Here is a 21,722-nt window from a genome sequence, read left to right as displayed (position 1 = left end):
GCTATTGGTCTTTCGGTTTGTGTATGCCTATGAAAGTCGACGGCACGCTGCCGTTGCTGTCCTTCGGGAAGGGCTGCGAACGCTCGATCGCGCGCGCGACCGCTTCGTCGAATCCCGGAACGCCGGAGGATTTCAGCTTGCGCATGCCGGCGACGGAGCCGTCGGGCAGCAGCCGAACCTCGTATTCTACCGGCGGGTTGCCCGGCAGGCCTTCGGGCGCGATGAAGGTAATGTTCGACTTGATCTTCGCGCCGATGCGGCCCGCGTATTCGGAGCTGGCGCGTCCGCCCTGGGACTTCGGCGCGTCGCCGTTGCCGCCCGTGCCGACCGCGCCGGTCATGCGCTTCATTTCTTCCTCGCGCACCTTGGCCGCCAGCTTCTGGTCGGCCTCATCCTGCCTGCGCTTCTTGTCGGCGGCTTCCTTTTCCTTGCGTTCCTTCTCGAGCCTGGCGAGTTTCTCTTTCTCGAGTTTCTCTTTCTCGAGCTTTTCCTTCTCGAGTTTTTCCTTTTCCAGCTTCGCGAGCTTCTGCTTTTCTTCCTCGCGCTTCCTGCGCTCGTCTTCCTCGCGCTTCTTCGCGAGCCTTTCCTGCTCTTCCTCGCGCTTGCGCTTTTCTTCTTCCTTGCGCTTCTTTTCTTGTTCCAGCGCGATGTCGACCTTGGGCTTGGGCGGTTCTTCCACCTTGGGCCTGGGCGGCTCCTTCACCGGCTCGGGCTTCGGCTCGGGTCTGGGCTCGGGCTCGGGCTTCGGTTCCTCCTGCGGCAGGGGCGGTGGCGCGGCTTCCTGCGGCTGGGGACTCCAGACCTCGGCCTCGATGGTGGTCGGGGTTTCGCTCTGCCAGCGAATGCCGACCCAAAGGAATACGAGCAGGGCGAGGTGAACCAGCGCCGCCAGCAGCAGCGAGCGCAGGCGGCCGGGCTCTTTCGGAACGTTGTACTGGCTTGCGTCTGTCATTGCTTCGTCGCGAGCCCCACGCGGTCGATGCCTATTTTCTTGGCTTCCGATACCACCTGGATCACCTCGTCGTACTTGATGTCCTTGTCGGCCGAAATCATGACCGGCATGGTCGGGTTCTGTTCATGCATGCTGCGCAGGCGCTTCATCAGCGCCGCCCGCCCGCCCACCTTTTCGGGCTGGGAGCTGCCGCTTTTCTGGCCGTTGATGCCGATGGTCGCCGAAGTGTCCGGCTGCAGCGAGATCTGGATGTACTCCGTCGGCGGCAGGTTGGACCTGGCGGCGGTCGGCAGGTCGATCACGCCAGGATTGGTCATCGGCGCGGCGACCATGAAAATGATCAGCAGCACCAGCATCACGTCGATGTAGGGAACGACGTTGATCTCCGACTTGAACTTGCGGCCGCGTCCGCCGCGCATCGTGCTGTTGCCCATTTACCGAACCTGGCGCTGCAGAATGTTGGAGAATTCTTCGATGAAGCTCTCGAAGCGGATTGCCAGCCGGTCGATGTCGTGCGAATAGCGGTTGAAGGCGACGACCGCCGGGATCGCGGCGAACAGGCCGATGGCGGTGGCGATCAGCGCCTCGGCGATGCCGGGCGCGACCGATGCCAGGGTCGCCTGCTGCACGTTGGCCAGTCCGCGGAAGGCATTCATGATGCCCCAGACGGTGCCGAACAGGCCGACATAGGGCGAGACCGAACCGACCGAGGCGAGGAAGGCCAGATGCGACTCCAGCGCGTCCATCTCGCGCTGGTAGGCGGCCCGCATCGCGCGGCGCGCGCCGTCGATCATGCTGTTGGCATCCTTGCCGCCGATGGTGGCCTTGGCCTTGATGAATTCGCCCATGCCGGACTCGAAGATGCGTTCGAGCGCGCCGCTCTGGCCGCTGCGGCGGCGGTTGGAGGTGGCCTCCTCGTACAGCGCATTGAGATTCCCGCCGGACCAGAAGGCGCGTTCAAAGTCCTCGGTTTGCCGCCGTGCGCTGCGGATGGCGAACATCTTGTGGAATATATAGGTCCAGCTCATGATCGAAACCAGGAGCAGCAGGGCCATGACGAGCTGGACCAGCAGCGAGGCGTTGCTGATGAGTGCGACGAAGGACAGATCTTGTGTAACGGTCATAGTGGTCAGGTTTGCAGGTTCCCGCCCGGCGCTCCCTGACGCACGGGCTCGTTGTAATGCTTGTCAGGATAGAACGTGGCGGCGGCCGATCAGGTTGAATACCTCGTCCGGGATCGCGCTGGGCCGGAAGGTCCGGCTATCGACGCAGCCCACCTTGATGCGGCCGCTCGCCAGCAGCCGGCGCTCGTTGCCTTCCATGCGCCATGCCTCCTGAAAAAATTGCACAGAGGCACGACCCAGGCGTTCGACAACGACGGAGAGTTTCAGTTCATCATCTAATTTCGCCGGCGCAAGATAATCGACGGCCGTGCTGCGCACGACGAACATCGCGTGATGGGTTTCGGCCAGCTTTTGCTGCCCGATGCCGACGGCGCGCAGCCATTCGGTGCGCGCGCGCTCGAAGAACTTCAGGTAATTCGCGTAAAAAACGACGCCGCCGGTATCGGTGTCTTCGTAATAGACCCGCACATTCCAGGTGAAGACGCCGTCCGGCGGAGGAGCAACTTCCATCAACTGTTCCGCTTGATGTTGAAAGGACCGAAAGCCTGGCAGGTCGGCATCATCTCGATGTAGTTGATGTTTACATGCGGCGGCAGGCTGGCGATCCAGAACGCGGTCTCGGCGATATCGTTCGCGTTGAGCGGCACCGTGCCTTCATAGACTTTGGCCGCCGCCGCGTCGTCACGCAGCCGCACGTTCGAGAATTCCGTTCCGCCGCACAGGCCCGGGGCGATGTTGGTGGCACGCACGCCGGTGCCGACGAGGTCGGCGCGCAGGTTGAGCGTGAACTGATCGACGAAGGCCTTGGTCGCGCCGTAGACGTTCCCGCCCGGGTAGGGGTAGGCGCCGGCGACCGAGCCGAGATTGATCACCAGCCCGCGGCCGCGCGCGACCATGCCGGGCAGGAGGGCGCGGGTAACCGTGACCAGGCCCTTGCAGTTGGTGTCGATCATGGTTTCCCAGTCGTCCAGCGATGCCTGTTGCGCGGGTTCGATGCCGAGCGCGAGGCCCGCGTTGTTGATCAGGATATCGATATCCTTCCAGTTGGCCGGCAGGCTGGCCAGCGAGGCGTTGATCGACTCCTTGCGGCTGACATCCATCTCCAGGGGCAGCAGGGCGGGGCCGAGTTCGTCGGCGAGTTTCTGCAAGCGGTCCATGCGGCGCGCGGCCGCAATCACGCGGTGGCCGCCTTGGCAGAACCTGCGGGCCATTTCTTCGCCAAAGCCGGAGCTGGCGCCGGTAACCAGGACGATCATTGAATTTCCTTTCGTGCGCTAACGGGAAGGTGGACGGGCGAGATTGTAGCCGAAACCCGGAGAGCGCTTCCCGGGGGCACGAAAATCCCGGGGGCGGGAGCGTTCTTGCCGAATCCAGGTAGCTATCTTACAATCTAGCTCCATTTCGTCTCACGTGACTGGCGAATGCCGGCCCCCGCGGCCGGCGCAAGGTGGAGCTCCACCGGGGAACGTGAGGCATCAAATAGCCGTTCGCCTGGGCAGCCCAAATGGAATGCACGACTGAGGCTGCCTGTCATTCCCGCTGGCTCCTCATTCGATTCAGGCAAAGCAAGCTGCTGCATACCTCATCGATCGGAGTTTTCATGTTCGCAAAAGACCATACCCTCGCCAAAATCGACCCCGAACTCTGGGATGCCATCCAGAAGGAAAATACGCGCCAGCAGGACCACATCGAGCTGATCGCGTCCGAGAACTACACCTCGCCCGCGGTGATGGAAGCGCAGGGCTCCCAGCTCACCAACAAGTATGCGGAAGGCTATCCGGGCAAGCGCTACTACGGCGGCTGCGAATACGTCGACGTCGCCGAGACGCTGGCCATCAGCCGCCTCAAGGAGCTGTTCGGCGCCGAGGCGGCGAACGTGCAGCCGAACTCCGGCTCCCAGGCCAACCAGGGCGTGTTCTTCGCCATGCTCAAGCCGGGCGACACCATCATGGGCATGTCGCTCGCGGAAGGCGGCCACCTGACCCACGGCATGGCGCTGAACATGTCGGGCAAATGGTTCAACGTCGTCTCCTACGGGCTGAACGAGAAGGAAGAGATCGACTACGACGCGATGGAACGCCTCGCGCACGAGAAGAAGCCGAAGATGATCATCGCCGGCGCCTCGGCCTACTCGCTGCGCATCGACTTCGAGCGCTTCGCCAGGGTCGCCAGGGACGTGGGGGCGTACTTCATGGTCGACATGGCGCACTATGCCGGCCTGATCGCCGCCGGCGTCTATCCGAATCCCGTGCCGCACGCCGACTTCGTGACCTCCACCACCCACAAGTCGCTGCGCGGTCCGCGCGGCGGCGTGATCCTGATGAAGGCCGAGCATGAAAAGGCCATCAACTCTGCGATCTTCCCCGGTATCCAGGGCGGCCCGCTGATGCATGTCATCGCCGGCAAGGCGGTGGCATTCAAGGAGGCGCTGTCGCCCGAGTTCAAGACCTACCAGCAGCAGGTGGTCAGGAACGCCGACGCGCTGGCGCGCACCCTGATCGAGCGCGGCCTGCGCATCGTCTCCGGCGGCACCCAGTCGCACGTGATGCTGGTCGACCTGCGCGCCAAGAAGATCACCGGCAAGGAAGCCGAAGCCATCCTCGGCTCCGCGCACATGACCTGCAACAAGAACGCGATCCCGAACGATCCGGAAAAGCCCTTCGTCACCTCCGGCATCCGCCTCGGCAGCCCTGCGATGACCACCCGCGGCTTCGGGGAAGCGGAAGCGGTCAAGGTCGGTCATCTGATCGCCGACGTGCTCGACAATCCGCACGATGCCGCCAACATCGAGCGCGTGAAGGCCGAAGTCAAGAAGCTGACCGACGCCTTCCCGGTCTACGCACGCTGAGCGGCAGACCCTGTTGGAAAGCTGTGCACGTGCAAAGAAAAAGCGCGTGCACGGCTTGAATTTTTTGTCGTCTGCGAACAGAATTGCCTGAATATCAAGTTCGCCGCGGCAAAGCCCGCATTCATCGTTCACCGCAAAGCGCGCCACCGCCATGAAATGTCCGTTCTGTCATCACGGCGATACCCAGGTCATCGACACCCGGGTCTCGGAAGAGGGTGACACCATACGCCGCCGCCGGCGTTGCTCGCACTGCGACAAGCGCTTCACGACTTATGAACGCATTGAACTGTCGATGCCGGTGGTCGTGAAGAAGAACGGCAGCCGCACCGACTACGACCCGGCGAAACTCCGCGGCAGCCTGATGCTCGCGCTGCGCAAGCGTCCGGTGTCGGCGGAAGCGGTCGATGGCGCGATCCAGCGGATAGAGGAAAAGCTGCTTTCGAGCGGCGCACGCGAGGTGGTGTCCGGACATATCGGCGAACTCGTCATGCGTGAACTGAAGCGGCTCGACAAGATCGCCTACATCCGCTTCGCCTCGGTCTACAAGAGCTTCGAGGACGTGGCGGAATTCCAGGACGCGATCGCCGAAGTCGGACGCGAACGAAAAAGCCCGCACAAATAAGCGGGCACCAGCAAGGCCTCGATCGGGGCCTTTTTTGCAAGCCGGAGATTGTCTGAAAGTTAACTATGCCCGGGTGCGGCAGGCCCGGGGCATCTCGCGCGAGGAGGCGCAGCATGCGGTTGACAGAAAAACAGTCCGGCGTTTCGCTGACGGAGGTGCTCGTCGCGGTCATGGTGCTCGCCCTGGCCGTGGTTGGCGCCGCGGCCCTGCAGTGGCGCGCGCTGCGCGCCGCGCATGAAGCCGCCCTGCAGTCCGCGGCCGCACGCATCGCCGCCGACCTGGCGGAACATCTGCATGCCTTTCACGGCCGCGCCGACAACGGCTTCGCCCGGTTCGCCTTCGATGCGGCGGCCGGCCGCGAGATCACCGCCGTGCCCTGCCATGCGGCGTCCTGTACGCCGGCGCAACTGGCGGCATACGAGATGCAGGACCTCGCGAGACGGGCGCGCGAGACGCTTCCGGAAGGCCGCATCCTCGTCTGTCGCGACGCCGTTCCCTGGGACCCGGACCGGCAGGCGGCGGACTGGTCCTGCGCGGAAGGCGAGGGCGCCGCGGTCGCGCCGCTCGTGGTCAAGATTGGATGGCGCTCGCGGCAGGATTCGCCCGGCGCGCGCATCCGCCCCTTGCTTGTGCAGCCTGTGTTTCCCTCGCCATGAACGGGCGGCTGCCTTGTCGTTCGCGCGCGGCGGGTCTGTCCCTCGTCGAACTGATGGTATCCCTGCTCGTGGGGCTGATCGTGGTGCTGGCCGCGACTTCGCTTCTCCTGTCCGTGCAGCGCAGCCACGCGGTTCAGGACGACCTGCTTCGGCTCGACGAAAACGCTCGCTTCGCACTGGAGGTGCTCGCCAGGACGGTGCGGCATGCCGGTTTCGCTGCCCCGGACGATGCCGCCGCTCCGCCGGCTTCAGCCGCCGTACTCGGCATCGATGCGGCGAGCCTGGCGCGCAACAGCGAAGGCATAGCCGATCCGCAGCCCTCCGGGGTCAACGCAAGCGACGTGCTGGCGATCCGCCACGCCGCGTCCGGACCATTCGCCGTTCCCAACTGCGCGGGCTTCCGTGGCACTGCCGCCGGCGAGGCGCGTGCGAGCTGGAGCATTTTCTATGTCGCGCGCGACGCCGAGGGCGAGCCCCAGCTCTATTGCAAATACGAGGGCGAGCATGGGTGGAATGCGGATGCCATCGTCGCCGGCGTCGAGGGATTCCAGGTCCTGTATGGCATCGACGGCGACGGGGATGGCCTGCCCGACCGCCTCCTCAGCGCGGCGGCTCTTGGGCCGCCGGATGCGACCGCAGCCTGGAGACAGGTGGTCATGATCCGCATCGCCATGCTGCTGCGCGGCCAGTCGCGCGGCGAGGCCACGCGAGTCGACGAGGTTCATGACCTGTTCGGGCCGGCCTATGGCGCGGAGCATGCATCCGACGACGCCGGGGTACGCCTGAGCGAGGCCGAGCTCTCCGGACAGAGCGGCGCGCGCATGCGCAGGGTGGTTCAGGCAACCGTCTATCTGCGCAACGCGGAAGCGGGGAGGGTGCGATGAGGACTTCCCTGTTCGCGACGCAGCGCGGCCTGTCGCTCGCGGTGGTGCTGATGATGCTGGTCATCGTCCTGCTGCTGGCGCTGGCAGGGGCCCGCAACGCGCTGCTCGCCGAAAAGGCTTCGCGCAACGACCGCGACCGGCAGCAGGCGCTGCGGGCGGCGGAAGCCGCGCTGCTCGATGCCCAGACTGAAATAATGCAGTCCGGACAGGCGCCGCGGCACGAGGTGCTGGCGGGACGGACCGTGGCCGATCTCGCCCCGGGGACGTGCGTGGATGCAGTTGACGACCCGCTTCTGGGCGTGTGCCGGCCCTCGCCGACGGACACCGTGCCGCCATCGCTCCGCTCGTGGCTGCGGGACGGCGAAGCCGGCTGCCCCGGCGTGCCGTATGGCCGCTTTACCGGCCGCCACTTTCCGCACGGCGAAGGGCCGCTGCCGATACAGCCGCCGCACTATCTGATCGAAGTGCTGGAAGGCGGGCCGCCCGGCCGGAGGGAAAGACGCTTTCGCATCACCGCGATCGGATTCGGCCCGCGAGCCGGCGCACACGTGATCCTGCAGGCCTGGTTCCGCATCGCTGGCGCCGGCCAGGGAGGCGAGCGGCTCGCCTGGCGTGAACTGACCGACTGGAGCAGCGATGAGCAGAACGAACACTGAGGCCCCGAGGGGCATGACCGGAAGGACGGGCTTCACCCTGGTCGAGGTGATGATCGTGTTGGCGATCGTCATCCTCCTCGCGGCGCTGGCCTGGCCTTCCTATGCCGCGTATGTGGTGCGCAGCAAGCGGGTGGAGGCCGTCTCGGCGCTGATGGAGACCATGCAGCAGCAGGAGCGGCTGTATTCGCGCCGCAATCGCTATCTCGCGTTTTCCCGCGACGACAATCCGGAACGGCTGCGCTGGCACTCGGCCGCCGACCCCCGCCGCAGTTCGCACGAGATCAGTGCCCGTCCATGCGGCGAACAGTCGCTTGCCGCCTGCGTGGAGCTGGTTGCGGTGCCAGGCAGTGCGGCGGTCGACAGTGCGTTCCGCGATCCCGTGTGCGGCACCCTGACCCTCAACAGCCAGGGCGTCCGGTCTCCGGAGCATGCGGCTTGCTGGCAGTGACGGCGATGATGGATGCCGCACAAACAGAATCCGGGGGCTTTACGCTGGTGGAGCTGATGGTGGTGGTGGCCGTCGTCGCCATACTGGCCGGCGTTGCATACCCGTCGATGCGCGATGTCGTCGACGCGCGGCGCGTTCGGGTAGCCGCCGCCGAATTCATGACCGCGATTCAGCTTGCGCGCTCGGAAGCAATCCATCGCGGCGAGCGGGTCGATCTCGCGGCCATCGACAATGACTGGCGCAATGGCTGGACAGTGTTCGTCGACCGCAACCGGAACCGTATCGCGGACGCGGGCGACGACATCCTGTTGCGACAGCCGGCGATGTCCGGCCTGCTGCAGATCGAATCGGGGCTGCTCGACCGCAGTCTCCACTACCTAGCCTACCATCCGACCGGGCGCAGCCGCACCGACGCCAGCCCGCAGCAGCCGCAATTCGGCACCCTGCGTTTCCGCGTCGGCGGGCAGCGCCGCCACATCGTCCTCAACATGCTCGGCAGGCCGAGGCTTTGCACGCCGGCCGCGGGCAGTGACAGTTGCTGAGCGGGAGGGGCGCATGCTTGTCCACGCGTCGGAGCCGGCCCATATCCGGGCTAGAATGTGGCCCTGTGCCGCGATGCGGCAGGCAATTGAACGGGATACAGAGTGCAGATCAGAGACGACGCTGCCGCCATGGCGCTTGCGCTGCAGTGGGCAGCCAGGGGCATGTACACCACCACGCCCAATCCGCGCGTCGGATGCGTGATCGTCAGGGACGGACAGGTGATAGGCGAAGGTTTCACCCAGCCGCCGGGGCAAGCCCACGCCGAAATACAGGCCATGGCCGATGCCGTCCGCCGGGGACATGATGTGCGCGGGGCAACCGCCTATGTGACGCTGGAGCCCTGCAGCCATTTCGGCCGTACGCCGCCCTGCGCCGACGCCCTCATCCGGGCCGGCATCGGACGTGTCGTGGCCGCCCTGCGCGATCCCAATCCGCTGGTCGCGGGCCAGGGGCTGGCAAGGTTGCAGGCCGCCGGCATACAGGTCACGAGCGGCGTGCTCGAAGATGAAGCGCGCGAGATGAACATCGGCTTCCTCTCCCGCATGCAGCGGGGCCGTCCTTGGGTGCGCCTGAAAACCGCCGCCAGCCTGGACGGCGGCACCAGCCTGCACAACGGACGGAGCCAATGGATCACCTCGTCCCAGGCACGCGACGACGGCCACGCGTGGCGGGCCCGGGCCTGCGCCATCCTGACCGGGATCGGCACGGTGCAGCTCGATGATCCGCAGCTCAACGTGCGCGCGGTGGAAACGCCGCGCCAGCCGCTGCGCGTCGTGGTCGACAGCGGCCTGCAGATCGACCCGGCCGCCAGGGTGCTCGCGGGAGGCGGCACCCTGGTGGTGGCCGCGCGGCCCGATCCGCAGAAGGAATCGCTGCTGCGCGAGCGCGGCGCCGAAGTGATCGTGCTGCCCAATGCGCATGGCAAGGTCGATCTGGCGGCGCTGATGGAAGAGCTCGGCCGGCGCCAGGTCAACGAGCTGCACGTGGAGGCCGGCTTCAAGCTCAACGGCTCGCTGATCCGCGAGAACTGCGTCGACGAGCTGCTGGTATATCTCGCACCCAGCCTGCTCGGCGACGCCCAGGGCATGTTCGCCTTGCCCGCGCTCGACGATCTCGGTCAGCGGCGGCGGCTGAGCTTCCACCAGGTCGAGCAGATCGGTCCCGATTTGCGTATCCTTGCCCGTTTCATCTGAGGACGTTTTCCCATGTTCACCGGTATCGTCGCCGCGGTCGGCGCCATCACTTCCATCACTCCCCTCGGCAGCAGCCCGGACGCCGGCGTGCGCCTCGAGATCCATGCCGGCGGACTGTCGCTCGGCGATGTCGCCCTCGGCGACTCGATCGCCATCAACGGCGCCTGCATGACCGTCATCGCCAAGCGGGAGGACGGTTTCAGCGTCGAGGTTTCGCGCGAGAGCCTCAACCGCACCGCCGGCCTCGATGCGCCGGGCGAGGTGAACCTGGAAAAAGCCCTGACGCTTGCCGACCGCCTCGGCGGGCACCTGGTCTCCGGCCATGTCGATGGCCTCGGCCTGGTGAAACGCTTTGACCCGGTCGGCGAGTCCATGGAACTCGTGATCGAGGCGCCGAAAGACCTGGCGAAATACCTTGCCTACAAGGGCTCCATCGTCGTCAACGGTGTCTCGCTGACGGTCAACCGCGTATCCGACACGGCCGCCGGCTGCGAATTCTCGATCAACCTGATCCCGCATACGGTCGCCGTGACCACCCTCAAGCACCTGCATGCGGGCAGCCGCGTGAACCTGGAGATCGACCTGATTGCGCGTTATGTCGAGCGCATGCTCGGCATGGACAAGGCAGGCGCCTGAGCGCCGGGAAGTTTCGGAAATGAAAGTCGCGGCCCAGCCAAATCCATTAGAATGGCGGGCTACATAGGATTCTAGTCATGGCAATTTCAACAACCCAAGAGATCGTCGCCGAAATGCGGGCTGGCCGCATGGTCATCCTGGTCGACGAAGAGGACCGCGAAAACGAAGGCGACCTGGTGCTTGCCGCCGAGTTCGTCACGCCGGAAGCCATCAATTTCATGGCCAAGTACGGCCGCGGCCTGATCTGCCTGACGCTCACCGAAGAGCGTTGCAACCAGTTGAACCTGCCCATGATGACCGCCCGCAACGGTACCGCGCACGGCACGGCCTTCACGGTCTCGATCGAGGCCGCCGAAGGCGTCAGCACCGGGATTTCGGCGGCCGACCGCGCGCGCACCGTGCAGGTGGCGGTGGCGCGCAACGCCAGGCCGTCCGACCTGGTGCAGCCCGGCCACATCTTCCCGCTCAAGGCACAGAAGGGCGGCGTGCTGATGCGCGCCGGGCATACCGAGGCCGGTTGCGACTTCGCCGAACTGGCGGGCCTCGAACCGGCGGCGGTGATCTGCGAAATCATGAAGGACGACGGCACCATGGCGCGCCTGCCCGACCTGATCGAGTTCGCGCGCGAACACGGCCTGAAGATCGGCACCATCGCCGACCTGATCCACTATCGCAGCCAGAACGAAAGCATCGTCGAGCGGGTCGCCGAACGCACGATGCAGACGGTGCACGGGCCGTTCCGCGCCATCGCCTATCGCGACAAGCCGAGCGGCGGCGCGCACCTGGCGTTGGTGCACGGCGACCTGACGCCCGAGAACGAAACCCTGGTGCGGGTGCATCAGCCGGTGTCCATTCTCGATCTGCTCGAAACCAAGGTCACCACCCATTCCTGGAACATCGCATCGGCAATGGCGGCGATCAAGGCGGGCGAGCGCGGCGCGATGGTGCTGCTCAACTGCGAGGAATCGGCGGACCAGATGTTCGCGCAGTTCAATGCGCTCAACGCGCCCGAACAGCCGCCCGTGCCGCGCGCGGCGCGCATGGACCTGCGAACCTACGGCATCGGCGCCCAGATTCTGAAAGACCTCGGCGTGGGCAAGATGAAGCTGCTGGCCAGCCCGCGGAAGATGCCGTCGATGACCGGCTTCGACCTCGAGGTCACGGGCTACCAGGCCCACCCGGAGAACTGATTCGAACACCGGGCCTCCGGGTCCGGCCAACCTGACAAGAACGACCGCGCGATCTGCATGAGGCAGGCGCGCGGTCATTGAGCGCTGAGCGCGTGGAGGAATAACCATGACCGTTGGAACCTATACCAGCAACCTGGACGGCCAGGGCTTGCGTGTCGGCATCGTGCAGGCGCGCTTCAACGAAGACGTCTGCCACGGCCTGCTGTCGTCATGCCTGGCCGAGCTGAAGCGGCTCGGCGTCGCCGACGAGGACGTGCTCCACGTCACCGTGCCCGGCGCGCTAGAGATTCCGTTCGCGCTGCAGAAGATGGCCGAGACCGAGCAGTTCGACTCGCTGATTGCGATCGGTGCCGTCATCCGCGGCGAAACCTATCACTTCGAGCTCGTATCCAACGAGTCCGGCGCCGGCATTACCCGGGTCGGCCTCGACTTCGGCATTCCGATCGCCAACGCCGTGCTGACCACCGATACGGACGAGCAGGCCGAAGCGCGGATGGCGGAGAAGGGCGCCGACGCCGCGCGCGTGGCCATCGAAATGGCCAACCTGGCGCTTGCGCTGGAAGAACTGGCCGAAGCAACGGAAGAAGAGTAAGCAATGAACGCAAAGACCGTCCACGCCAATCCGAGCAAGAACCGCACGCCGCGTCACCGGGCGCGCGAGTTCGCGCTGCAGGGTCTGTACCAGTGGCTGCTGAACAATGAAGACTCGGGCGCGATCGACGCCCACATCCGCGAAGCGCATGGTTTCGACAAGGCCGACAGCGAGCATTTCCAGACCCTGCTGCACGGCGCCATCGGGCAGGCCCCCGCGCTGCGCGAGGGGCTCAAGCCGCTGATCGACCGTCCGCTCGACCAGCTGTCGCCGGTCGAGCACGCGGCGCTGCTGATAGGCGCCTACGAGTTGCGCAACCACATCGAGATCCCGTACAAGGTGGTGATCAACGAGGCGGTGGAGCTGACCAAGTCCTTTGGCGGCATCGACGGCCATAAATACGTCAATGGCGTGCTTGACCGTTTCGCCGCCCAGGTGCGCGAAGTCGAAGTCGACGACGCGAAAAAACGCTGATCACCGCATCCGCAAGAACCGGCGCGGACAGCCCGCGCCGCCGCCTTTCCCTCACATGAATCCTGTCCTGGCATCCCGTCTGGCCAACATCGCCCCCTTCCATGTGATGGAGCTGGCGAAGATGGCGACCGAACTGGAACGGCAAGGCCGCTCCATCATCCACATGGGCATCGGCGAGCCCGACTTCACCGCGGCGCCGCTGGTCATCGAGGCCGCCATACGGGCGATGCAGGACGGCCGCCTGCAGTACACCGCCGCGACCGGCATCCCGGCGTTGCGCGAGGCGATATCCGAACACTATCGGCGGGTATATGGACTGACCGTGCCCGCCTCCCGCATCGTGATCACCGCCGGCGCCTCGGCCGCACTGCTGCTGGCCTGCGCCGCGCTGGTCGAACCAGGTTCCGAGGTGCTGATGCCGGATCCGTCCTATCCGTGCAACCGGCATTTCGTCGCCGCGTTCGAGGGCAGGGCGAAGCTGGTGCCGAGCGGCCCCGCGCAGCGCTTCCAGCTGTCCGAGGCGATGGTGCGCGAGCACTGGAGCCCGGCGACGCGTGGCGTACTGCTGGCGTCGCCTTCCAATCCGACCGGCACTTCGATCGCCCATGACGAGCTGGCGCGCATCGTGGACGCGGTGCGGGAGAAGCAGGGCTTCACCATCGTCGACGAGATCTACCAGGGACTGAGCTACGACGGCGCGCCATTCTCCGCGCTCTCGCTCGGCGATGACGTCATCGTCATCAACAGCTTCTCGAAGTACTTCAACATGACCGGCTGGCGTCTCGGCTGGCTGGTGCTGCCCGAGCAGCTGGTGCCGCAGGTGGAGAAGCTCGCGCAGAACCTGTTCATCTGCGCGTCGAGCGTCGCCCAGCATGCCGGGGTCGCCTGCTTCGAGCCGGCATCGATCGCGCTGTTCGAGGAGCGCAAGGCGGAGTTCAGGCGCCGCCGGGACTACATCGTGCCGGCCTTGCGCGAACTCGGTTTCCGCGTGCCGGTGACGCCGGACGGGGCCTTCTACGTGTATGCGGATTGCACGCCGCTCGCCGACGACGCGGACCGCCTGACGCGCGACATGCTCAGTGAGGCAGGGGTGGTGCTGGTGCCGGGACTCGACTTCGGGCCCGCCACGGCACACAGCTACATCCGCGTGTCCTATGCCACCGCATACGAAAAGCTGGAGGAAGCCGTCGCGAGGCTGCATCGGTACTTCGGGGAGCGCAAATAAAAAAGGAGCCGAAGCTCCTTTTTTTATTGTTGATACTGGCCAGATCAGAGTGCGGCGACCTTGTCGGCCTGGTTCAGCTCCGGGGATGAGCCGTTGCTGTCGTCCTCCGCCTGAAGCGGCTTGGGCTCGGCGCGTGGCTTGGCGGGAGCGGCAACGACGGCGGATCCGTTGACCGGCACCTTCTTGCCCATCGCGACATCCTTCAGGCGGCGGTACTCCGCCAGCACCTTGGCGCCATAGCCCGAATCCGACTCCATCGCGCCGGCGCCGACATACAGCTTGAGGCCGGCCTCGACCGAGCCGCCGCGCGTCACATAGTCCTTCAGGATCTGCGAACCGACCCGGATGTTGGCGACCGGATTGAGCGCCGCCTTGACGCCGCCGAGTTCTTCGAACTTGTCGTGATGGACCTTGGACATCACCTGCATCAGTCCCTGCGCGCCCACCGGGCTTTCGGCGAAAGGATTGAAACCGGATTCGATGGCCATGACCGACAGGATCAGCAAGGGATCGAGCTTGATTTCGCTCGCAGTCAGATAGGCGGCCGACACCAGCATGTTGGTCGCGTCGGCGGCGACGCGGTAGCGCCGCGAGAGCCAGTTGGTTACCCACTGCTGCTGCCGCGCGTCGCCGGCGAACGCCTTATCCGTGGATACGGGGACGGCCAGCGCGGCCGGCGCGGTGTCGAGCGCCTGGGCCTGCATCGCGAAGGCCGGGTCGTCCCGGGACTGTTCCTCGTTCGCCGCCTGGGGCTGAGCGAAAGGCGAGACGGCCTTCAGGCGGTCGGCAAATTGCGGTTGCACGAACATCAGCGTCAGGGCGGCGAGAGCGGTAATGCCGAGCACCATCAGCAGGTGGCGCGCGGTCGTGACGAAGCCGCTCAGCGTGTCGCGGACGAAGATCGTCCAGGCGGCTGTACGGCCGGCAGCGCTCTGTGTACGGGCAAGCGTCACCCGGGACAAGCGATTGATCATTGAACCTCCTGAAAACTCAAGGCAAGCGAAAAGCCCACGAAGGTGTCCATAGACCTTTGTGCATGCCGTGAATCTAAACATTCGCCTGGTCTCTCGCGCGCGGTGCGCATTCCAGGCGTCGGATTCGTCTGCCTTCCGGCTGCGGGCTGTTGGGCGCCGGTATAGTGGCAGACTGCGTTTCGGGGGGTGAGGCGGAAGCCTCTTGAAAACACTCCTTAAAATGTCATGTGGGACCCCGACATCCCGTGAAAGAAGAGCACTCTGTTGTCCTGCCCGGTACTGTCCGGCGGCGTGCTCTTCAAGTTGGGCGAATTTTAGGGGCGGGTTTATATCGAGTCAATACTATCAATCACGTTCTTTATTACTTTTAAATCTCACTTCCTTGCTGCGTCGCACTAGTTAATCAATAGAATCAACGACTTGGCAGAACATTGTATAAACCTGCCCCAAGCACAAACTTTGTTAAAAATCATGAGATATCTGGATCTGCGGGACTTCCTGGCCCAGCTCGAACGACTGGGCGAACTCAAACACGTATCGGTTCCCGTATCCACGCACCTGGAAATGACCGAAATCTGCGACCGCACGCTGCGGGCGGCCGGACCCGCGCTGGTCTTCGATCAGCCACAGGGGCACCGCATCCCGGTGCTCGGCAACCTGTTCGGCACCACGCGGCGCGTCGCGCTCGGCATGGGAGCGGAAGACATCGGCGAGCTGCGCAAGATCGGCCAGCTGCTGGCCATGCTCAAGGAGCCGGAGCCGCCGAAGGGTTTGCGCGACGTGCTCGGCCTTGGCAGCATGCTCAAGTCGTTGTGGGACATGGCGCCGCGCGAGCATCGCTCGGCCCCCTGCCAGGATGTGGTGTGGGAGGGAAATGAGGTGGATCTGGGCAGGCTGCCCATCCAGCACTGCTGGCCGGGCGACGTCGCGCCGCTGATCACCTGGGGCCTCGTGATTACCAAGGGCCCGCACAAGAAGCGGCAGAACCTCGGGATCTACCGCCAGCAGGTCCTCGGTCGCAACAAGGTGATCATGCGCTGGCTCGCCCACCGTGGCGGCGCGCTCGATTTCCGCGAGCACGCGCTCGTCAATCGCGGCAAGCCTTACCCGGTGGCGGTCGCGCTCGGCGCCGATCCGGCCACCATACTCGGCGCGGTGACGCCGGTGCCGGACAGCCTGTCGGAATACCAGTTCGCCGGGCTGCTGCGCGGCAGCCGGACCGAGCTGGTGAAGGCGATCGGCAGCGAGCTGCGCGTGCCGGCGTCGGCCGAGATCGTGCTGGAAGGGCATATCTACCCTGACGAAAATCATCCGAGCGGCTATGAACATGCGCTCGAAGGGCCGTACGGCGACCATACCGGCTATTACAACGAGCAGGACTGGTTCCCGGTATTCACCATCGACCGCATCACGATGCGGCGCGATCCCATCTATCACTCCACCTATACCGGCAAGCCGCCGGACGAGCCCGCGATACTCGGCGTGGCGCTCAACGAAGTGTTCATTCCGCTGCTGCAGAAGCAGTTCACCGAGATCACCGACTTCTACCTGCCACCCGAAGGCTGCAGCTACCGGATGGCGGTGGTGCAGATGAAGAAGGCCTATCCCGGGCACGCCAAGCGGGTGATGTTCGGCGTGTGGAGTTTCCTGCGGCAGTTCATGTACACCAAGTTCATCGTGGTGGTCGACGAGGACGTCGACATCCGCGACTGGAAGGAAGTGATCTGGGCGATCACCACGCGGGTCGATCCGAGCCGGGACACGACCCTGGTCGACAACACGCCGATCGACTATCTCGACTTCGCCTCGCCGGTCAGCGGACTGGGCAGCAAGATGGGCATCGATGCGACCAACAAGTGGCCGGGGGAAACCAGCCGCGAGTGGGGCACGGCGATCGCCATGACGCCCGAGGTGAAGGCGCGGGTGGACGGCATCTGGGAATCGCTCGGCATCTGATTCTTTTCAGGCCGCCGGGGCGCTTTGCTGGTAGAATTGCGCTCGGCGGGCCCCTGCGCATTGCGGTATGGCCAACCTGGTCAGGTCGGGAACGAAGCAGCCACAGTCATTTCCCGCAAGTGCCGCAGACAAGGCTCGCCCCTTCCTTTTTCTTCCCTTGAATTTCTTCCCCTGATTGCCTGCTCATTCGGGCCAGGCGCGGCGCAGAATGTCCTGCTGCACGCCGGCTGATGCCAGCGTGCCGTAGACGCGGCCGCAGGCGGCGTCGGCGCGGCTGCGGATGAAGGCGTCTGCGATCGCTTCGGGCGCATGTTGCAGCATCAGCGTGGCCTGAGCGGCGAGCACGAGTTTCTGGACGAAGCGCCGGGCCAGCATCTCGCGCTGATCGGGCGGCATGGCGAGGTCCTGCTTCAGGCCGTCGATCATCGCGGCCAGGCCGGCATGGCGGCGCGCGGGCTCTTCCATATGCTGCAGCAGCAGCATGAGGCCGTCGCCCTCGCGCTCGATCGCCCGCAGCACGTCGAGGCACATCACATTGCCCGAGCCTTCCCAGATCGAGTTGACCGGCGCCTCGCGGTAGAAGCGGGCCATCGGGCCTGTCTCGACATAGCCGTTGCCGCCCCAGACTTCCATGCATTCGCCGGTGAATTCGAGCGCCCGCTTGCAGATCCAGAACTTGGCCGCCGGCGTCAGTATGCGGCGCCAGGCGCGCTCGAGCCGGTCCGACGGATGGCCGAACGATTGTGCCAGGCGCAGCATCAGCAGGGTAGCGGCCTCGCTCTCCAGCGCGAGGTCGGAGAGCACGTTGCGCATCAGCGGCTGTTCCGCCAGGTGCCGGCCGAAGGCCACCCGGTGGCGAGCATGATGCGCGGCCTGGACGAATGCCTGGCGCATCAGGCCGGCGCTGCCGATCACGCAGTCGAGGCGCGTGTAGTTGGCCATCTCGATGATGGTGGGGACGCCGCGGCCGTCGTCGCCGACCATCACGCCCCACGCATCCTGAAACTCCACCTCGCTGCTGGAATTGGAGCGGTTGCCCATCTTGTCCTTGAGACGCTGCACCAGCACCGCGTTCTTGCTGCCGTCCGGGCGCCAGCGGGGCACGAAGAAGCAGGACAGGCCGTTGTCGGTGCGCGCCAGCACGAGGTGGGCGTCGCACATCGGGGCCGAGAAAAACCATTTGTGGCCGGTGAGGGCATAGGTCGCGCCCCGGCCCTCGCCATTGAGGGGGCGGGCGACGGTGGCGTTGGTGCGCACATCGGAGCCGCCCTGCTTTTCGGTCATGCCCATGCCGATCAGGATCGAGCGCTTCTCCGCCAGCGGAAGATCGCGCGGATCATGTTCGCGCGAGTAGAGCTTGTCGCGCAGGGTGGCGAACAGCGCAGGCTCGTTCTGCAGGACCGGGATCGCGGCAAAGGTCATGGTGGTCGGACAGAGTGAGCCGGATTCGACCTGGGATTGCAGGAAATAGCCGGCCGCGCGCGCGACGTGGGCACCGGGTCGCGGGTCGGTCCAGGGCAGCGCGTGCAAGCCTTCCCTGCGCAGCAGGCCGAGCAGCTGGTGCCAGCTTGGATGGAACCCGACCTGGTCGATGCGGTTGCCGACGCGGTCGTGGGTGCTGAGTTCGGGCAGGTGGCGATTGGCGAGTTCGCCGAGCTGCAATATCTCCTTGCGGCCGAGTTCGGCGCCGAAGCGCTTCAGGTCGGCCTCATGCCAGGCGGCTTCGCGGCGCACGGCCGCGGTGAGCGCGACATCGGTCTCATAAAGGTTGTAGCCGGAAAGCTCCGGCACCTGGTTGCTCACCTCGTGGGTCGGCCATTGCATCGCGGACATCTCCTCGTTCTCTGTTGGCAGCTCAGGTAAAATGCCGGGACGACCAAAACCCGGTTCCACCATGTCTTATCAAGTCCTCGCCCGCAAGTATCGCCCAAAGAGCTTTGAAACGCTCGTCGGGCAGGAGCACGTCGTGCGGGCGCTCACGCATGCGCTGGACCAGCAACGGCTGCATCACGCCTATCTGTTCACGGGCACCCGCGGCGTCGGCAAGACGACGCTGTCGCGCATCCTGGCCAAGTCGCTCAATTGCGAAACCGGCATCACCGCGAAGCCCTGCGGCGTGTGCGAAGCCTGCGTCGCGATCGATGCGGGGCGCTTTGTTGACTACATAGAAATGGACGCCGCGTCCAATCGTGGCGTCGATGAAATGGCGCAGCTGCTGGAGCAGGCGATCTATGCGCCGTCGAATGCCCGCTTCAAGGTCTACATGATCGACGAAGTGCACATGCTGACCAACCACGCGTTCAATTCCATGCTCAAGACGCTGGAGGAACCGCCGGAGCATGTGAAATTCATTCTCGCGACCACGGACCCGCAGAAAATTCCGGTCACCGTGCTGTCGCGCTGCCTGCAGTTCAACCTGAAGCAGATGCCGCCCGGCCACATCGTCGGGCACCTGGAAAACATTCTCGGCCAGGAACAGATCGCCTTCGATCCGCCCGCGCTGCGCTTGCTGGCGCAGGCCGCGCATGGCTCCATGCGCGATGCGCTGTCCCTGACGGACCAGGCGATCGCGTATGCGGCCGGCACGGTGACGCTGGAAGCGGTGCAGGGCATGCTGGGCGCGCTCGACCAGTCCTACCTGGTGCGGGTGCTCGACGCGCTCGCCGCCCGGGATGGCGCGGCGCTGCTCGGCGTGGCCGACGAGATGGCGACGCGCAGCCTGTCCTACAACGCGGCGCTGCAGGACCTCGGCACGCTGCTGCACCGGATCGCGCTCGCGCAGACCGTCCCCTCGGCGCTGCCGGGCGACCTGCCGGAACGCGAAGACATTCTGCGTCTGGGCGGCCAGTTCGAGCCGGAAGAAGTGCAGCTGTTCTACCAGATCGCGGTGCACGGGCGTAACGACTTGAGCCTGGCGCCGGATGAATACGCCGGCTTTTCGATGACATTGCTGCGCATGCTGGCTTTCCGCCCGGGTGTCGGCGGCGCCGAGGCGCGTCCCGCCGCGGCGGCTCCCGCGCCTGCACCGCGCGCGGCGAGCATGCCTGCCGCGGTGGCGGCGCCGGCTGCGTCCGCCGCCCCGGCGCCGTCCCGTCCCGCCGGCGGCATGAGCCCGGCCCGTGCCGCACTCGAAGCGGCGCGCAGCGGCAAGGCGGCGTCCGCGCCCGCACGGCCGGCGATGCCGCCCGCGCCGCCGCCTTGGGACGACGAAGTGCCGCCGCCGCGCGAGCGCGCGATGCCTGAACCGGCGGAGCCGGCGGCTCAAAAAAAAACTGAATTCCGTGCCGCCGCGCCCGTCGTAGATGACGAAGTCGCGGTGTCCGAACGGCCGCCGGCGCCCGCGCCGGCAGTCGCCGCACCGCCGTCGGCGCCGGTGCCCGTGCCGTCGCTCGGCTGGAACGGCGACTGGCCCGCGCTGGCCGCTTCGCTGCCCCTGCGAGGGGTGGTGCAGCAGCTGGCGCAGCAGAGCGAGCTGCTGCAGTGCGAGGATGGCGGCAGCGTGCTTTTCAAGCTGCGCATCCCGGTCGACACCCTGCGTACCGCGGGCGCGGTAGACAAGCTCGCGGCCGCGCTGACCGAGCATTTCGGCAAACCGGCGCGGGTCGAGACGGAGATCGGCGCCGTGCGGCAGACCGCCAACGCTGCGGCGGTCGCCGAACGCGAGGCGCGCCAGCGCGAGGCGGAGCAGCACATGCAGGGCGACCCCTTCGTGCAGGCGCTGATGCGCGAATTCGGCGCCACCATCGTACCCGGCTCGATCAAGCCGGCGTGACCGAACAACACTCACACCAGGAGCATGAACATGATGAAGGGCCAACTCGCCGGGCTGATGAAGCAAGCCCAGCAAATGCAGGACAACATGAAGAAGATGCAGGAGCAGCTTGCATCGATCGAGGTCGAGGGCCAGTCCGGCGCCGGCATGGTGAAGGTCGTCATGACCTGCAAGCACGACGTCAAGCGCGTCGTCATCGATCCGTCGCTGCTCGGCGACGACAAGGACATGCTGGAAGACCTGGTGGCGGCCGCGTTCAACGACGCGGTGCGCAAGGCCGAGGCCACCTCCTCGGAAAAGATGGCAAGCATCACGGCCGGCATGCCGCTGCCGCCCGGCTTCAAGATGCCGTTCTGAGGATGCCGCAGGCAGGATCGCATTGAAAGCCCCGACCAGTCTCGAATTCCTGACCGAAGCGCTGCGCCGGCTGCCCGGCGTGGGGCCGAAGTCGGCCCAGCGCATGGCCTATCACCTGATGCAGCACGACAGGGAGGGGGCGTCGCTGCTCGGCCGCGCGCTGAGCCAGGCGGTCGAGCGCGTGCGCCACTGCGCCAGCTGCAATACCTTCACCGAGCACGAGGTCTGCGAGACCTGCCTCGATCCCGAGCGCGACGCCGGCCTGCTGTGCGTGGTGGAGACGCCCGCCGATCAGCTGATGATCGAGCAGACCATGACCTACAAGGGACTGTACTTCGTGCTGATGGGGCATCTGTCGCCGCTCGACGGCATAGGACCCAGGGACATCCACCTGGAGAAGCTGGTGCGCCGGGCCACCGACGGCATCGTGCAGGAAGTGGTGCTGGCCACGAACTTCACGAACGAGGGCGAGGCCACCGCGCACTACATCAGCGAGACGCTCAAGGCGCGCGGCCTGAAGGTCAGCCGGCTTGCCCGCGGCGTGCCGGTGGGAGGCGAACTTGAATACGTCGACGCCGGCACCATCGCACGCGCGATGCTCGACCGCCGCGCCACCTGAT

The 21,722-nt window shown here is 65.7% G+C and carries 24 protein-coding genes, 1 other RNA gene and 1 riboswitch; of the genes, 18 read left to right on the top strand and 7 right to left on the bottom strand.

Features of this window, described 5'->3' with window-relative positions; all coding sequences use genetic code 11:
- Position 1: 1 nt before the first annotated feature.
- From NCCP691_RS19600 to NCCP691_RS19580, 5 genes are all read right to left on the bottom strand, one after another.
- Entirely contained in the window at positions 2–952 is a 951-nt protein-coding gene (locus NCCP691_RS19600) for an energy transducer TonB (RefSeq protein WP_220810258.1), read from the bottom strand.
- Positions 949–1,386, bottom strand: a complete 438-nt coding sequence (locus NCCP691_RS19595) for an ExbD/TolR family protein (protein ID WP_220810257.1) — start codon at positions 1,384–1,386, stop codon at positions 949–951. The genes NCCP691_RS19600 and NCCP691_RS19595 overlap by 4 nt, the downstream gene beginning before the upstream one ends.
- Positions 1,387–2,076: a protein TolQ gene (tolQ, locus tag NCCP691_RS19590; protein WP_220810256.1), complete on the bottom strand. Its 690-nt coding sequence runs from the start codon at positions 2,074–2,076 to the stop codon at positions 1,387–1,389. It lies immediately after the preceding gene.
- Between the two features lie 63 nt (positions 2,077–2,139).
- Positions 2,140–2,586 carry a tol-pal system-associated acyl-CoA thioesterase gene (gene ybgC / locus NCCP691_RS19585; RefSeq protein WP_220810312.1) on the bottom strand — a complete coding sequence of 149 codons (447 nt, stop codon included), beginning with the start codon at positions 2,584–2,586 and terminating at the stop codon, positions 2,140–2,142.
- Positions 2,586–3,332, bottom strand: a complete 747-nt coding sequence (locus NCCP691_RS19580) for an SDR family oxidoreductase (protein WP_220810255.1) — start codon at positions 3,330–3,332, stop codon at positions 2,586–2,588. Before NCCP691_RS19580 ends, ybgC begins: the two co-directional genes overlap by 1 nt.
- A 144-nt stretch (positions 3,333–3,476) precedes the next feature.
- Positions 3,477–3,580: riboswitch (ZMP/ZTP riboswitch) on the top strand.
- A gap of 96 nt (positions 3,581–3,676) precedes the next feature.
- Here NCCP691_RS19580 and glyA point away from each other — a divergent pair.
- From glyA to NCCP691_RS19515, 13 genes are all read left to right on the top strand, one after another.
- On the top strand, positions 3,677–4,924 hold the full coding sequence (gene glyA, locus NCCP691_RS19575) for a serine hydroxymethyltransferase (protein WP_220810254.1): 1,248 nt from the start codon (positions 3,677–3,679) through the stop codon (positions 4,922–4,924).
- Between the two features lie 151 nt (positions 4,925–5,075).
- Entirely contained in the window at positions 5,076–5,546 is a 471-nt protein-coding gene (gene nrdR / locus NCCP691_RS19570; RefSeq protein WP_220810253.1) for a transcriptional regulator NrdR, read from the top strand.
- Between the two features lie 113 nt (positions 5,547–5,659).
- Positions 5,660–6,202, top strand: coding sequence for a type IV pilus modification protein PilV (gene pilV, locus NCCP691_RS19565; RefSeq protein ID WP_220810252.1), 543 nt, complete (start codon positions 5,660–5,662; stop codon positions 6,200–6,202).
- Positions 6,127–7,086 (top strand): PilW family protein, encoded by a 960-nt coding sequence (locus tag NCCP691_RS19560; protein WP_373870375.1) that lies wholly within the window; start codon positions 6,127–6,129, stop codon positions 7,084–7,086. Before pilV ends, NCCP691_RS19560 begins: the two co-directional genes overlap by 76 nt.
- Positions 7,083–7,742 carry a pilus assembly protein gene (locus tag NCCP691_RS19555; RefSeq protein ID WP_220810250.1) on the top strand — a complete coding sequence of 220 codons (660 nt, stop codon included), beginning with the start codon at positions 7,083–7,085 and terminating at the stop codon, positions 7,740–7,742. Before NCCP691_RS19560 ends, NCCP691_RS19555 begins: the two co-directional genes overlap by 4 nt.
- 13 nt (positions 7,743–7,755) lie before the next feature.
- Positions 7,756–8,190 carry a type IV pilin protein gene (locus tag NCCP691_RS19550; RefSeq protein WP_220810249.1) on the top strand — a complete coding sequence of 145 codons (435 nt, stop codon included), beginning with the start codon at positions 7,756–7,758 and terminating at the stop codon, positions 8,188–8,190.
- Positions 8,187–8,732, top strand: a complete 546-nt coding sequence (locus NCCP691_RS19545; RefSeq protein ID WP_238482513.1) for a GspH/FimT family protein — start codon at positions 8,187–8,189, stop codon at positions 8,730–8,732. Before NCCP691_RS19550 ends, NCCP691_RS19545 begins: the two co-directional genes overlap by 4 nt.
- Before the next feature lie 102 nt (positions 8,733–8,834).
- Positions 8,835–9,926 (top strand): bifunctional diaminohydroxyphosphoribosylaminopyrimidine deaminase/5-amino-6-(5-phosphoribosylamino)uracil reductase RibD, encoded by a 1,092-nt coding sequence (gene ribD / locus NCCP691_RS19540; protein ID WP_373870374.1) that lies wholly within the window; start codon positions 8,835–8,837, stop codon positions 9,924–9,926.
- A 12-nt stretch (positions 9,927–9,938) separates the two neighbouring features.
- Entirely contained in the window at positions 9,939–10,562 is a 624-nt protein-coding gene (locus tag NCCP691_RS19535) for a riboflavin synthase (protein ID WP_220810247.1), read from the top strand.
- A gap of 77 nt (positions 10,563–10,639) precedes the next feature.
- On the top strand, positions 10,640–11,752 hold the full coding sequence (ribBA, locus tag NCCP691_RS19530; protein WP_220810246.1) for a bifunctional 3,4-dihydroxy-2-butanone-4-phosphate synthase/GTP cyclohydrolase II: 1,113 nt from the start codon (positions 10,640–10,642) through the stop codon (positions 11,750–11,752).
- A 106-nt stretch (positions 11,753–11,858) separates the two neighbouring features.
- Complete coding sequence (gene ribH / locus NCCP691_RS19525; RefSeq protein ID WP_220810245.1) at positions 11,859–12,344, top strand: 6,7-dimethyl-8-ribityllumazine synthase; 486 nt, start codon at positions 11,859–11,861, stop codon at positions 12,342–12,344.
- 3 nt (positions 12,345–12,347) lie between these two features.
- A complete protein-coding gene (nusB, locus tag NCCP691_RS19520; protein WP_220810244.1) occupies positions 12,348–12,818 on the top strand; it encodes a transcription antitermination factor NusB in 471 nt (156 codons plus the stop codon).
- Positions 12,819–12,873: 55 nt separating this feature from the next.
- Positions 12,874–14,043 (top strand): pyridoxal phosphate-dependent aminotransferase, encoded by a 1,170-nt coding sequence (locus tag NCCP691_RS19515; protein WP_220810243.1) that lies wholly within the window; start codon positions 12,874–12,876, stop codon positions 14,041–14,043.
- Positions 14,044–14,087: 44 nt separating this feature from the next.
- Here NCCP691_RS19515 and NCCP691_RS19510 read toward each other — a convergent pair whose 3' ends face one another.
- A complete protein-coding gene (locus NCCP691_RS19510; RefSeq protein WP_220810242.1) occupies positions 14,088–15,017 on the bottom strand; it encodes a lytic transglycosylase domain-containing protein in 930 nt (309 codons plus the stop codon).
- A gap of 471 nt (positions 15,018–15,488) precedes the next feature.
- Here NCCP691_RS19510 and ubiD point away from each other — a divergent pair, with 471 nt between their 5' ends.
- Together ubiD and ffs are read left to right on the top strand one after the other, a co-directional pair.
- Positions 15,489–16,973, top strand: a complete 1,485-nt coding sequence (gene ubiD, locus NCCP691_RS19505; protein ID WP_220810241.1) for a 4-hydroxy-3-polyprenylbenzoate decarboxylase — start codon at positions 15,489–15,491, stop codon at positions 16,971–16,973.
- Between the two features lie 44 nt (positions 16,974–17,017).
- Positions 17,018–17,116, top strand: an RNA gene (ffs, locus tag NCCP691_RS19500) — signal recognition particle sRNA small type.
- 40 nt (positions 17,117–17,156) lie between these two features.
- Here the strand turns inward: ffs and NCCP691_RS19495 are convergent.
- Positions 17,157–18,797 carry an isovaleryl-CoA dehydrogenase gene (locus NCCP691_RS19495; protein WP_220810240.1) on the bottom strand — a complete coding sequence of 547 codons (1,641 nt, stop codon included), beginning with the start codon at positions 18,795–18,797 and terminating at the stop codon, positions 17,157–17,159.
- Positions 18,798–18,867: 70 nt separating this feature from the next.
- Here NCCP691_RS19495 and dnaX point away from each other — a divergent pair, with 70 nt between their 5' ends.
- Genes dnaX through recR form a run of 3 tightly spaced genes read left to right on the top strand, consistent with a single transcriptional unit; the run spans position 18,868 to position 21,721 of the window.
- Positions 18,868–20,745 (top strand): DNA polymerase III subunit gamma/tau, encoded by a 1,878-nt coding sequence (dnaX, locus tag NCCP691_RS19490; RefSeq protein ID WP_220810239.1) that lies wholly within the window; start codon positions 18,868–18,870, stop codon positions 20,743–20,745.
- A gap of 30 nt (positions 20,746–20,775) precedes the next feature.
- Positions 20,776–21,102 carry a YbaB/EbfC family nucleoid-associated protein gene (locus NCCP691_RS19485; protein ID WP_220810238.1) on the top strand — a complete coding sequence of 109 codons (327 nt, stop codon included), beginning with the start codon at positions 20,776–20,778 and terminating at the stop codon, positions 21,100–21,102.
- A gap of 22 nt (positions 21,103–21,124) precedes the next feature.
- Complete coding sequence (gene recR / locus NCCP691_RS19480) at positions 21,125–21,721, top strand: recombination mediator RecR (RefSeq protein ID WP_220810237.1); 597 nt, start codon at positions 21,125–21,127, stop codon at positions 21,719–21,721.
- Position 21,722 lies beyond the last annotated feature (1 nt).

Origin of the sequence: Noviherbaspirillum aridicola, assembly GCF_019656455.1 — a bacterium.
GTDB classification, from domain to species: domain Bacteria; phylum Pseudomonadota; class Gammaproteobacteria; order Burkholderiales; family Burkholderiaceae_D; genus Noviherbaspirillum; species Noviherbaspirillum aridicola.
This window is presented reverse-complemented; position numbering and strand designations above follow the sequence as displayed.